The following is a 12,648-nucleotide window of genomic DNA, read 5'->3' as shown; positions in this document are numbered from 1 at the left end:
TTTCGTAAAAATCTTTTCTACTTACTATTGGAATATTGAATGCTCTGACGAAAAGATGACCCGATATGTTACTCATTACGTGTCTAGACTTACTCATTTAACAACAAGCTATGCAAAAAAGTCTAATATATAGGAGGCTTTGTTATGGATCAGCTCTTTGGACAGCAAGCGTTATTAAGTATCATTTCACATTTACTTTTTATTACGATAACATGGTGGGCCTTGCAAGCCGTTAAAATTGACTCTCTTATTAAGCCCAATCATGTTTGGCAAGCGCGAATTCTGTTAATATTGTTAACCATTTGTATCGGATCAACGGTTAGTAATTTCTTCCTTGATTATTTAAATTGGTCACAGCAGATTCCATTGATTTTATAGCTCGGTGTATACCGGGTTATTATTTTAGCTGTAGAAAAAAGACTAAATTTTCTAACATTACGGATAAAGCATTATTCAAATTATTTCATCATAATAATGCTTTAGTAATTATTTTATTTCTAATGTCTGACGACTTTTACCACGTATGCTCAATGACAGTTTGGCAAGAATGAGTAATAAGGAGAGGGCTTTGAGCGGGTTCATATTTAAGAAAGAAAACAATAAAGGAAAGAAGGAGATAGTTTATCAAGCAGAAATTGTCGAACACAAACTTCCATATACACCCTCAAAAATAGTTAGTCTAATACGTAATCTATTTACGTCTCATCAAGAAACAAGTATGAAGAACACGGTATAAAATTCGACATATATCTTGTTTCTCCTACAAATTACCCTTGTACAAAGGTCGGAAACAGTGATATTATGGAAGTTGATTTTACATCATCAGGCTAAGGATTAGAAACGTATTATATAACTAATAGGTTGAATACAGAGACAAATATCATTCTTCCTGCATATACTGGAGCAGTGGAACTTTTTAGTTCTAACTATCGAAAAAAAGTATACGTAAATAGCCTTAAGAACGTGAATTGGATAAAACTACTGCCACTAGGTAGGAACACCAATCATAACTTCTGAATATTAATATATAGAATTTAGGACGCGGAGGGGAAATACCTTGGAAAAAATCATCGTCCGTGGCGGGAGGCAATTGAACGGCTCAGTAAAGGTCGAAGGAGCAAAGAATGCCGTTCTGCCTGTCATCGCTGCATCCATTTTAGCAAGTGAAGGTAAAAGTGTAATCACTGATGTACCTGCTCTTTCGGATGTATATACAATCAATGAAGTATTACGTCAATTAAACGCTGATGTAGTATTTGAAAATGGAGAAATTTTTGTTGATGCTTCAGCTGAGCTTAAAACAGAAGCTCCATTTGAATATGTATCCAAGATGCGTGCATCTGTCTTAGTTATGGGTTCTTTATTAGCAAGAAACGGAAAAGCGAGAGTAGCACTTCCTGGTGGATGTGCAATCGGTTCCCGTCCTATTGATCAACACCTTAAAGGGTTTGAAGCAATGGGAGCAAAAGTAAAAGTAGGTAATGGTTATATCGAAGCTGAAGTTGATGGACCATTACATGGAGCAAAGATTTATTTTGATTTCCCAAGTGTTGGTGCAACTGAGAATGTCATGATGGCAGCAACTTTGGCAAAAGGCACAACGATTTTAGAAAACTGTGCAAAAGAACCGGAAATTGTGGATTTAGCCAATTATCTAAACAAGATGGGCGCAAAAGTTCGTGGTGCTGGTACTGGTACAATCCGCATTGAAGGCGTTGATAAGCTACGTGGAGTGAAACATGCAGTCATTCCAGACAGAGTAGAAGCTGGTACCTTTATGGTGGCTGCTGCGATTACTGGAGGCAACGTGTTCGTTCAAGGTGCAGTACTAGAGCACTTAAGTGCTCTTTGTGCAAAGCTTGAAGAAATGGGTGTTACCATTATTGAAGAAAATGACGGACTTCGTGTAATCGGTCCTGAAAAATTAAAAGCAATTGACTTAAAAACGATGCCACATCCAGGATTCCCAACAGATATGCAGTCTCAAATGATGGCATTATTATTGAAAGCTAGCGGCACGAGTATGATTACGGAAACAGTATTTGAAAACCGCTTTATGCACGTTGAAGAATTCCGTCGTATGAATGGTCAAATTAAAATTGAAGGTCGTTCTGTCATTATTGATGGACCTGGCACCTTACAAGGTGCTGAAGTTTCAGCAACTGACCTTCGTGCAGGTGCAGCTTTAATTATTGCCGGCTTAGTAGCAGATGGATATACACGTGTAGGTGAATTAAAACACTTAGATCGTGGATATGTGAACTTCCATGGAAAACTAGCGGGACTAGGTGCAGATATTGAACGCATCACGGAAGAAGTTCCTGCTGTAAATGTAGAAGTAAAAGTATCAGACTTAAATGCATAACATAATAGGAAGCCAATTGTGGCTTCTTTTTATTTTGTTTTAATTATGCTTTTCCTATTTATTTCCTTTTTCACATACAAAAGTGTATGTTTTTTTTCTGAAAAATATTCCATAAGTACTATTCTAAATTTTTTACACCGTAGTAACGAACTCTAGTATTTTTTTAAAAGAGTTACGAGATTTTAGTCATAATAGATTGTCTAGTTCCATAAAAATGAAGTATAGCTTAAGGAATTCATTTGGATGGAGGCTGGACTATTGAAACCATTAAAACCACTCGTCGTACTAGGATCATTATTGTTTATTGTTACATTACTCATCCCAACATTACTTGTACTACCGTTTACCGACAAAACGCATGGAACATTAGTAGAAGAACTGAAACCACAGGTGATGTCAGCACCAGAGGTTAAAAATAACTCATCAATTGATATTCCGGTGTACCGTTCGGTGGAAAAGCAAATAGAGAATATCCCGTTAGAACAATATGTAGTTGGAGTTGTGGCATCAGAAATGCCGGCTGAGTTTGAAAGCGAAGCATTGAAGGCACAGGCATTAGCTGCAAGAACATATGTTGTACGAATTTTGTTAAGTGAAACAAAACTAGGGACGCCTGAAGGAGCTAAGTTAACCGACAGCTTCAAAGAATATCAAGCATATAAGGATATGGAAGACTTAAAGAAGCAATGGGGCAGTGATTTTGATGCGAAAATAGCAAAGATAACGGAAGCGGTGAATGCAACATCTGGCCAGATTCTTTTGTATAATGGATCACCAATAGATGCATCTTTCTTTTCAACAAGTAATGGATTTACCGAGAACTCAGAGGAATATTGGAAAAATGAAATTCCTTATTTAAGAAGTGTGCCAAGCCCGTGGGACGAGAAATCACCAAAGTTTACAACAGCTGTTGCATTCTCAGTTGCTGATTTTGAAAGGAAACTAGGCGTAAAGCTGCCAAGTAAGGGTGATATCGGAAAAATTGTTTCACGAACAACGGGTGACCGTGTTGGTGTTGTAGAGATTGGTGGGAAAGAGCTTAAAGGTACATATGTAAGAGATGAACTCGATTTAAACTCCTCTGATTTTAGCTGGAAGAGAAAAGGTAACGAAATAATTATCACTACAAAAGGTTTCGGACACGGTGTAGGAATGAGCCAATATGGAGCCAACTTTATGGCCCAAGAAGGCAAAACCTACAACGAAATCGTTTCCTACTACTATAAAGACATCGAAATCAGCTCCATCGACCCATTCATAGAAGAAATAACAGCACAAATAAAAAAATAATTTAACACATTAAAGCGGTGGGGGCCTGTCCCCCACTGCTTTAATGCGTGAAAGGGTGATTATTGTTGTCTTGTTTGTTCAGGTTCATGCTCGACATAGAGATAGTAGTTGTTGTGTTCCGAAAAGAGTGAAAGAGTTTTGGTAGTGTTAAGAAAGGATGGTGGGATTACGGAGTTAACATGACGATAATACATGTAACTGCTCCATGGATAGTCAGCGGGATCGTCGACAAGAGACGCTTTGTACGGATTTAAATGAATGTAGCGACTTGCATCAATGAAATATTTTTGAGAATTAATCATTTCTGAACCATATCGACCTTGAAATACGTGGCCGACCAAATCGTACTTTTTGTTAATATACCTTGCATAAGGGGTTTGAATAGACCACATGATGTCACGAATGTGGGTGTCATTCGTTTCGAGAAGTAAATGCAGATGGTTTGGCATGAGGCAAAAGGCGTGTAATTGAAACGGATATGTTTGCTGAGTTTCACTGAGTAAGCTTAAATACTTGGTATAATCATGATCATCACAGAAAATGGTAGCCCTCCGATTTCCTCGACTTGTGACGTGGTAAATGGCTCCTGGATACCAGATACGATTTTTTCTACTCAAAGACATCAACTCCTTTTAAATTTTCATCTATTAATTTACGATATGAGTGAAAAAAATCCTTCTAACAGGAAGAATCTAGCAGCAAATTGTTAGTAGATTCTATATATAAAGTGTAGATTTCCCTTTCATACAATATAGAAAATGGTCCATTTTTTCTAATGGCTCTGTTAAAGTACAATGTTGATTTTTCAAGATTTGTTGATTGCAGTGGTAGGCGGCAGCTCCTGCGGGATATCCTGCGTGTCCAAGTGCGCAGGAGCGGAGCGACGAGGAGGCTCACGGACCGTCCGCGGAAAGCGCACGACCTTCACTGCAATCAACAAAGTTTAACAGAGCGTATCTAATAGAAATCGTCATTTTTCCAAGGGGTAGAAAATATTTTCCCATTCTATGAATAATTCATATCACTTTGTCGAAAAATAATCAGAAAATTTTTTTTGTTAAAATGTATAGATTTACGAGATTCTGTTCAGAATGGTTGTTGAGGTGATGAAAATGATGAGAGAGGAAGAAAATAAGAATCCTCGTAAGTCTAAAACAAATCAATTTTTCAAAAAGCGTTGGGTATTCCCAGCAATCTATCTAGCAAGTGCAGCAATTATACTGACAGCAGTTTTATGGTACCAAAGCAGCACGAACGATTTAGCTGATTCAAAAGGACAAATTGAAGGTAATGAGCCTGGAACAGCAATGAATGGTGAAGATGCAGTACCAGTAGTAAGTAATGTTGAGAAGTTCAATATGCCTGTAGTTGATGTAGATTCAGTTGAAATTCAAAAGCACTTCTATGATAGCGATGCTAGTAGCGAAGAACAAGAAGCAGCCCTAGTATTCTATAACAATACTTATACCGAGAACACTGGTATTGATATTGTTAGCAAGAACGGGGAAACATTCGACGTAGTCGCATCATTAAGTGGTACAGTAACAAAAGTAGTAAAAGATCCATTACTAGGTTTCGTAGTTGAACTAGATCATGGTGATGGAGTTACAACAATGTACTCAGCTTTAGAGAATGTAAAAGTTGAAGAAGGTGCAGCTGTAACTCAAGGTGAACTATTAGCAACAGCAGGTCGTTCCCTATATAACGAGGAAGCTGGCATTCATGCTCACTTCGAAATCCGTAAAGGCAATGAACCTGTAAATCCATTAGACTTCTTCGAAAAGAGCTTAACTTCTCTAAAACAAGAAGAAATCAAAATGGATGAAACGCAAGAAACTTCATCTGAAACAGAAGCTGACAAAGAAGCAGCAACTGAAGAAGAAGGTAACACTTCTGAAGAAGGAACAGACAAGGATAAATCCGCTGATGAGGAAAAGCCTGAAGAAGGCGAAGGAGATGCAGCAGAAGACACTACTGACACTCCAGACGCATCAATCGGACAAGCAAAAGCTTAAATCCCGTAAAAATGTACTAACACAACAACTTGACCAAAACCTGCCTCTGCACAAGGCAGGTTTTTTCGTGCTTTAAAGCGGTGGGGGACAGGCCCCCACCGCTTTAAAGGGATAAAGAGGTGTAATTTTCAATATTTTCTGATATAATGTTGCGTAAGGTTATTTCGAATGGCGAAATGATTTATACGCATGTATGTAATAGGGGGACTATGAAGATGGACTATTTACATTATCCTTACGCTTCACAAAGAATGGCGACAATTGCTAGAAAGGGAATGGTGGCAACTTCCCAGCCATTGGCAGCACAAGCGGGATTAGATATTTTGAAAAAAGGCGGAAATGCAATTGATGCTGCAATCGCAACTGCAGCATGTTTAACAGTTGTTGAACCAACATCAAATGGTATCGGTGGAGATGCTTTTGCTTTAGTGTGGGTAAAAGGTGAACTACACGGACTAAATGCAAGTGGTCCTGCACCTAAAAGTATTTCGATTGATGCAGTAAAGGAAAAGGGCTATGAAACGATGCCGAAACTTGGCTTAGTTCCAGTGACTGTTCCTGGGGTTCCATCAGCATGGGCAGAACTATCAAAGAAGTTTGGTAGATTACCTTTAAGTGAGGTACTTCAGCCAGCTATCGAATATGCAGAAAATGGGTACCCGGTTTCTCCAACTTTAGGGAAGTATTGGAGTTATGCCTTTGAATCGTATAAAAATGCAGTAGGCGAAGAATTCAATCATTGGTTTGAGACGTTTGCACCTAATGGACGCGCACCGAAGATTGGGGAGATGTGGAGTTCACCGGGGCATGCAGCTACATTAAAAGAAATCGCAGAGACGAATGGTGAATCTTTTTATCGAGGAAGATTAGCAAAGGAAATCAGTGATTTCTCTGAAAAAAATGGTGGCTTTCTAAATGAAGAAGATCTAGCAAATTATTATCCAGAGTGGGTTAACCCAATTAAAGTAAATTATAGAGGTTATGAGGTATGGGAGATTCCTCCGAATGGCCAGGGACTCGTGACGTTACTTGCGTTAAATACGTTAAAGGAGTTTGAGTTTAACGAGAGAGACAATGTCGAGGCCATACATAAACAATTAGAAGCTATGAAATTAGCATTTGCTGATGGAATGAAATACATTACAGATCCAGAAAAGATGAAAGTGCGAACCGAAGATTTACTTTCTGAACAGTTTGCGAAACAACGGAGGGAATTAATAGGGGAACAAGCAGTTACACCTGAGCCAGGAACTCCTCCTAAGGGTGGAACCGTTTATTTAGCAACAGCAGACGAAGAAGGGAATATGGTTTCCTTCATACAAAGTAACTATATGGGATTTGGGTCAGGTATTGTGGTCCCTGGAACAGGAATAGCGCTCCAAAATCGTGGGTCTGATTTTTCGCTTGATCCAGAACATGATAATGCCCTAGAGCCTGGAAAGAAAACCTATCATACTATTATTCCAGGATTTTTAACAAAAGATGGAGAGGCAGTAGGACCTTTTGGGGTGATGGGTGGATACATGCAACCACAGGGACACCTGCAAGTCGTGATGAACACAGTTGATTTCCATTTAAATCCTCAAGCAACACTAGATGCACCAAGATGGCAGTGGATAGAAGGAAAGAAGATCCAAGTGGAACATCACTTTCCACAATCCATAGCGCAGGCACTAGCCCGAAAAGGACACCAAATAGAGGTAGCCCTAGATTCAGGGGGCTTCGGCAGAGGTCAAATCATCTGGCGTGATCCGAAATCAGGAGTCCTCATCGGTGGCACAGAATCCAGAACAGACGGCGCCATCGCAGCATACTAATCGTTTCATGCTTTACCCCTTTAAAGAAGTGGGGGCCTGTCCCCCATTACTTTAAAGCTTTAAAGCGCCGGGGGCCTGTCCCCCACTACATTAATGTGATAAAGGATGAAGGGAATGAAGCAGTGGCAGTTGTTTTATGCGTTTTTCAAGGTTGGGATACTTGGGTATGGAGGGGGGCCGTCTTCAATTCCTCTCGTGCATAAAGAGGTCGTGCAGCAATATAAGTGGATGACAGATGAAGAGTTTGCGGATGTGTTAGCACTTGGCAATACGTTACCTGGTCCTATCGCAACGAAGATGGCGGGATATATCGGTTATCGAGTGGGTGGATTTCTTGGGATGACCAACGCAGTCTTAGCAACGATTATTCCGACTATCATCCTCATGATTGTATTACTTACCACGTTAACATCGTTTAAAGAACAACCATGGGTTGCCGGCATGACAAAAGCAGTTGTTCCAGTTGTAGGAGTCATGCTCGCGGTTTTAACATGGCAGTTTTTTTCAAATGCAAAAAAAGAATTAGGTATCGTTCCTTCCATCGTAATGGTTGTTGGAAGTGTTATTTTACTAGAATGGCTAGGGCTTCATCCTGGAATAATCATCGGTGTATTATTACTTACTGCTTTACTCAAAAAAGATAAGCTGCCTAGTCAAGAAGGAGGCGCAGATTCTTGATCTATTGGGAGATTTTCCTCGCCTTTTTCATACCCGGAATACTTGGATACGGTGGTGGACCAGCCTCGATACCACTAGTAGAAAATGAAGTCGTTCACCGTTATGAATGGCTAACTGTTCAAGAGTTTAGTGAAGTACTTGCATTAGGAAATGCCTTGCCAGGACCGATAGCAACCAAAATGGCAGGATACATAGGTTATGACCAAGCGGGAATACTCGGTGCTCTCGTTGGGATTTTTGCAACCGTTGCACCTTCGCTCATCTTAATGATTGGACTACTCAGCTTACTTTATAAATTCAAAGATTCACCAAAGGTAAAAAGAATGTCTGCTTATGTGAGACCGACAATTGCGGTCCTACTTGGAGTAATGGCATACTCATTTTTTAAGTCTTCATACGTTGACTCGGGAGTGTGGCAAACTCTTTTCTTAATCGCAGCAAGCTTCTTACTACTTGAAAAATGGAAAGTACACCCTGCCTATGTCATTATTGGTTCTTTAGCATACGGAGCAATCTTCATGAGCTAAAAGAAAGCACTAATAATTTTACAGTTTAACGTATTAACGCAACGGGGGCCTGTCCCCCACTGCTTTAGAGTGTTAAAGGGTGTGCGATATTCACATGCATAGGGGGAGTTGGATGAAGCGATTGTTGTTAACAGGGTTTGAGCCGTTTTTGGAGTTTAAGGTGAATCCGACGGAGGAGATTGTGAAGGCGCTGCATGGGAAGGTCATCGGCGATTATGAAATATTCGGCAAAGTACTGCCTGTAGATTTCGACCAAACAGCCAAACAGGCAATTCGGTATATTGATGACGTTGATCCAGATGTCGTGATTGCGTTAGGACTAGCGGGAGGTCGCATGAAGATTACACCTGAACGGGTGGCGATAAATTGTGCAGATGGAGCACCAGATAACAATGGCTTTGCCCAGCAGGACGCTCCTATTATTCAAGGTGGACCTACCGCTTATTTCAGCACACTACCGATTCGCTCACTTATAGATGAACTTCAAGAGCAAGGATATCCTGCCCAAATTTCAAACAGTGCAGGAACGTATTTATGTAATTTTGTCATGTATCACATACTTCACCACATCAATACAAATGAAAAGTCCATCCATGCTGGCTTTTTTCATATTCCAGCATCTCATGAGCTTTCCATCCTACAAACATCTTTACCAAGCTGGTCACAAAACGACCTGCGACATTCAATTGAAATAATTATACAAACATTATCTATGGGGGAATCGAAATGACATTTTCTATCGTAGGATTTGATCCGGAAACTAAAGAACTAGGAATTGCCGTGCAATCAAAATTTTTAGGTGTGGGTGCAGTTGTACCTTGGGCTAAAGCGGGAGTGGGAGCAGTCGCAACTCAGTCTTATGCAAATACAGCTTATGGAACAGACGGATTAGAACTAATGGCTTCTGGTAAAACAGCTCAAGAAACAATAGATGCTTTAACTAGTAGCGACACAGACGCAGCCTATCGCCAAGTCGGAATTGTAGATGCGAATGGAAATGCTGCAACCTTTACGGGTGAAAAATGCTATGACTGGGCGGGAGGAATCGCAGGAACGAACTTTGCTGCGCAAGGAAACATTCTAGTAAGTGAAGAAACCGTTCAAGCAATGGCGACTACCTTTCAAGACACAAAAGGAACGCTTGCTGAAAGACTATTAAAAGCACTAGATGCAGGACAAGATGCGGGCGGCGATAGCAGAGGCATGCAGTCAGCTTCTCTACTAGTTGTAAAAGAAAAAGGTGGATATGCAGGTTTTAATGATCGTTTCATTGATTTACGTGTTGATGAACATCCTGATCCAATCAAAGAACTTATAAGAATTTATGAACTGCAGCAATTATATTTTGCACCGACAAAAGAAGAAAACATTGCAGCAATCACAGGCGAAGTAAGAGAAGAACTAGTTACTCACTTAGAACGCCACGGCTACCTAGAACAAACCAATATTGATGATGAAATGCTTCACGCGGCACTAACAACGTATATTCATACCGAAAACTTCGAAGGTAGAGAGCAAGAAAAAGGAAAAATAGATTTAGAAGTACTTAACTTTATGAAGAAGTAATCTGTCACACTAGTGGCAGATTTTTTTTTTGTTCTATCAAAAAAGTAAATATATTTATTTCGAAAAATTCATAACATTATAAAAATAATTAAAAAAGGAGGGTAAGTATGTTCAGTATACTAGTAATCGCTCTAGTTACCATTACTTCTATTGTCTACGCCATCAAAAAGCAAAAACTCGTCTTTCTGTCTCTACCATTTCTATTCCTCTTTATTTATTTCATTGTAGAAGTTGCCTTAGTTCCAGCACCATTCCTAGATACGGTTAAATTTATTTTTTCAATTGGATAAAACTTTCGGGCTGAAAGGTGGTGGTTCTTAGAGATAGTAACGGAATATGCCCCCAGTTTCCCGTGATTGTGCAAATCTCTTGGAGGTGAATGAATGAAAAAGATTGAAAAAGCAGTTGCAGACAGCTATTTCCGTGAACGTTCACGGAATATTGTCATCTACCTCATCATTTGGTTTATCGTTTCGTTTGGTGTTGTTTTATTTGCGGAATCATTATCAACCTTCACGTTTTTAGGGTTTCCATTCCATTATTACATGGGTGCACAAGGAGCCATTGTTGTTTTTATTATTCTTCTATTTGTAAATGCAAAAGTGAGTGACAAAATTGACGAAAAGTATGGCATCGATGAAAAGCAAAACGAACAATTGAGTACGGGAAAAATAGTAGAACATTAGAATAGTGTTGTAAAAGGGGGAATACGGTGGATCTTCAATTTATAGTTTCCTTAACCATTATTTTAGCTACCTTCGCACTTTATATTGGTATCGCTTATTTCAATAAAGCAAAAGAAACGTCAGAGTTTTATGTAGCGGGTCGTGGTGTACCACCAATTTTTAACGGGATGGCAATCGGCGCTGACTGGATGAGTGCTGCCTCCTTTATTGGAATGGCAGGTACAGTGATGCTGCTCGGCTATAACGGTCTAGCCTACATTATGGGGTGGACTGGCGGCTACTTACTATTAACATTCTTACTAGCTCCTCAATTAAGAAAATATGGTCGTTATACGGTACCGGAATTTATCGGTGACCGTTTTGAAAGTCATACAGCCCGTGTGATTGCCGCAATTTGTACGATTGTGATTAGTTTTACTTACTCCATTGGTCAACTTTCAGGATCTGGAGTAGTTATTGGTCGCCTTTTTGAAATCGATGCCAAAACAGGTACGATGATTGGCGTTGTCTTGATTGCCATTTATGCAGCATTCGGAGGCATGAAAGGGATTACGTGGACGCAAGTTGCTCAGTATATTATCTTAATTATTGCCTATTTAATTCCTGTCATTTTTATGTCCTTACAACTTACAGGAAATCCACTACCTTGGCTATCCTATGGAAACATCGTGAGTCAACTTGGTGAGTTAGATCGTGAGCTTGGGGTATCGGAATACTTCGCTCCATTCACGAACGGAACGAAATGGCAGTTCCTTGCTTTACTATTTACATTAATGGCAGGAACAGCGGGTTTACCACATGTAATTGTTCGTTTTTACACCGTATCTACAATGAAGGCAGCACGCTGGTCTGGCGCTTGGGCGTTACTATTTATTGGTTTACTCTATTTATCTGCACCGGCATATGCGGCATTTTCTCGTTTTATCTTAATGAAAAACGTTGCAGGTAGTCCTATTGACCAACTGCCAGAATGGACGAAATCTTGGGTGAATACAGGGAAGCTTCAGTTAGCAGATACGAATGGAGATGGAATTTTACAATGGTCAGAACTTATCATTGATAAAGATATTGTTGTAATGGCAACACCAGAAATTGCAAATCTCGGAGTATTTGTCATCGGCCTTGTCGCTGCAGGTGCAATGGCAGCAGCATTATCAACTGCAGGTGGATTATTAATTGCTATTTCTTCTTCATTTGCACATGACATTTACTACAGAGTACTAAAGCCAGAAGCAACAGACGCTAATCGTTTAAAAGTAGCAAGAATTACAATCGTGGTAGCAACAGTAGTTGCAGGTCTAGTAGCGCTAAACCCACCAGGTGCAATCACTCAAATTGTAGCGTGGGCCTTTGCGTTAGCATCGGGTACCTTCTTCCCGGCACTTGTCCTTGGTGTATGGTGGAAACGTTCGAATGCTAAAGGAGTAACGGCGGGAATGATTGTTGGTCTAGCGGTTACGTTAGCCTACATTTTTGCATCAAAATCAGGAGCGTTTGTCATACTTGGAATTATTGACACAGGCGCGGGTGTATTTGGAGCAGCAGCAGCGGTCCTGACAAACGTCATTGTTTCTCTAAGTACAGCCCCACCAAGTCAAAAAGCACAGGAAGAAGTAATGAATCTAAGATATCCTGAACAAATGATATTTAAAGATGGAGAAGTGTGGTTGAACGAACCAAAACAATAAACATTTCAAAAGGTAC

Annotated in this window: 13 protein-coding genes; 12 read left to right on the top strand and 1 reads right to left on the bottom strand. The window is 39.9% G+C overall.

The window, feature by feature from the left end:
- Positions 1–144 precede the first annotated feature (144 nt).
- From JR050_RS03425 to spoIID, 3 genes are all read left to right on the top strand, one after another.
- Positions 145–378 (top strand): DUF1146 family protein, encoded by a 234-nt coding sequence (locus tag JR050_RS03425; protein ID WP_204202117.1) that lies wholly within the window; start codon positions 145–147, stop codon positions 376–378.
- 679 nt (positions 379–1,057) lie between these two features.
- Complete coding sequence (gene murA / locus JR050_RS03420; protein WP_204202116.1) at positions 1,058–2,365, top strand: UDP-N-acetylglucosamine 1-carboxyvinyltransferase; 1,308 nt, start codon at positions 1,058–1,060, stop codon at positions 2,363–2,365.
- 258 nt (positions 2,366–2,623) lie between these two features.
- Positions 2,624–3,655 carry a stage II sporulation protein D gene (gene spoIID / locus JR050_RS03415; protein ID WP_204202115.1) on the top strand — a complete coding sequence of 344 codons (1,032 nt, stop codon included), beginning with the start codon at positions 2,624–2,626 and terminating at the stop codon, positions 3,653–3,655.
- Positions 3,656–3,714: 59 nt separating this feature from the next.
- On the opposite strand, the gene JR050_RS03410 is transcribed toward spoIID, so the two are convergent.
- Positions 3,715–4,272: an REP-associated tyrosine transposase gene (locus JR050_RS03410; protein ID WP_204202114.1), complete on the bottom strand. Its 558-nt coding sequence runs from the start codon at positions 4,270–4,272 to the stop codon at positions 3,715–3,717.
- Positions 4,273–4,767: 495 nt separating this feature from the next.
- Between JR050_RS03410 and spoIIQ the strand changes: the two genes are divergently transcribed.
- From spoIIQ to JR050_RS03365, 9 genes are all read left to right on the top strand, one after another.
- The gene (spoIIQ, locus tag JR050_RS03405; protein WP_239454080.1) at positions 4,768–5,670 is read left to right on the top strand and encodes a stage II sporulation protein SpoIIQ; all 903 of its coding nucleotides are present in this window, start codon (positions 4,768–4,770) and stop codon (positions 5,668–5,670) included.
- Between the two features lie 215 nt (positions 5,671–5,885).
- Positions 5,886–7,487 (top strand): gamma-glutamyltransferase, encoded by a 1,602-nt coding sequence (gene ggt, locus JR050_RS03400; protein WP_204202113.1) that lies wholly within the window; start codon positions 5,886–5,888, stop codon positions 7,485–7,487.
- A 114-nt stretch (positions 7,488–7,601) separates the two neighbouring features.
- Positions 7,602–8,165: a chromate transporter gene (locus tag JR050_RS03395; protein WP_204202112.1), complete on the top strand. Its 564-nt coding sequence runs from the start codon at positions 7,602–7,604 to the stop codon at positions 8,163–8,165.
- The gene (locus JR050_RS03390; protein WP_204202111.1) at positions 8,162–8,692 is read left to right on the top strand and encodes a chromate transporter; all 531 of its coding nucleotides are present in this window, start codon (positions 8,162–8,164) and stop codon (positions 8,690–8,692) included. Before JR050_RS03395 ends, JR050_RS03390 begins: the two co-directional genes overlap by 4 nt.
- A 112-nt stretch (positions 8,693–8,804) precedes the next feature.
- Positions 8,805–9,422 carry a pyroglutamyl-peptidase I gene (gene pcp, locus JR050_RS03385; RefSeq protein ID WP_204202110.1) on the top strand — a complete coding sequence of 206 codons (618 nt, stop codon included), beginning with the start codon at positions 8,805–8,807 and terminating at the stop codon, positions 9,420–9,422.
- The gene (locus JR050_RS03380; protein ID WP_204202109.1) at positions 9,419–10,258 is read left to right on the top strand and encodes a DUF1028 domain-containing protein; all 840 of its coding nucleotides are present in this window, start codon (positions 9,419–9,421) and stop codon (positions 10,256–10,258) included. Before pcp ends, JR050_RS03380 begins: the two co-directional genes overlap by 4 nt.
- Positions 10,259–10,365: 107 nt before the next feature.
- A complete protein-coding gene (locus JR050_RS03375) occupies positions 10,366–10,548 on the top strand; it encodes a hypothetical protein (protein ID WP_204202108.1) in 183 nt (60 codons plus the stop codon).
- A gap of 93 nt (positions 10,549–10,641) precedes the next feature.
- Positions 10,642–10,944, top strand: coding sequence for a DUF4212 domain-containing protein (locus tag JR050_RS03370; protein ID WP_204202107.1), 303 nt, complete (start codon positions 10,642–10,644; stop codon positions 10,942–10,944).
- Between the two features lie 26 nt (positions 10,945–10,970).
- Positions 10,971–12,632, top strand: coding sequence for a VC_2705 family sodium/solute symporter (locus tag JR050_RS03365; protein WP_204202106.1), 1,662 nt, complete (start codon positions 10,971–10,973; stop codon positions 12,630–12,632).
- Positions 12,633–12,648 lie beyond the last annotated feature (16 nt).

The sequence above is a fragment of the Bacillus suaedaesalsae genome (assembly GCF_016890225.1).
In the GTDB taxonomy this organism is placed as follows: domain Bacteria; phylum Bacillota; class Bacilli; order Bacillales; family SA4; genus Bacillus_BS; species Bacillus_BS suaedaesalsae.
The sequence above is the reverse complement of the archived record's forward strand: the minus strand, read 5'-3'. Positions and strand labels throughout refer to the sequence as shown.

Bases quoted from the DNA above. Each gene is read 5' to 3' on its own strand.
- JR050_RS03425 (WP_204202117.1), top strand. From the start codon at position 145: ATGGATCAGCTCTTTGGACAGCAAGCGTTATTAAGTATCATTTCACAT.
- spoIIQ (WP_239454080.1), top strand. From the start codon at position 4,768: ATGATGAGAGAGGAAGAAAATAAGAATCCTCGTAAGTCTAAAACAAAT.
- ggt (WP_204202113.1), top strand. From the start codon at position 5,886: ATGGACTATTTACATTATCCTTACGCTTCACAAAGAATGGCGACAATT.
- JR050_RS03395 (WP_204202112.1), top strand. From the start codon at position 7,602: ATGAAGCAGTGGCAGTTGTTTTATGCGTTTTTCAAGGTTGGGATACTT.
- pcp (WP_204202110.1), top strand. From the start codon at position 8,805: ATGAAGCGATTGTTGTTAACAGGGTTTGAGCCGTTTTTGGAGTTTAAG.
- JR050_RS03380 (WP_204202109.1), top strand. From the start codon at position 9,419: ATGACATTTTCTATCGTAGGATTTGATCCGGAAACTAAAGAACTAGGA.
- JR050_RS03375 (WP_204202108.1), top strand. From the start codon at position 10,366: ATGTTCAGTATACTAGTAATCGCTCTAGTTACCATTACTTCTATTGTC.
- JR050_RS03370 (WP_204202107.1), top strand. From the start codon at position 10,642: ATGAAAAAGATTGAAAAAGCAGTTGCAGACAGCTATTTCCGTGAACGT.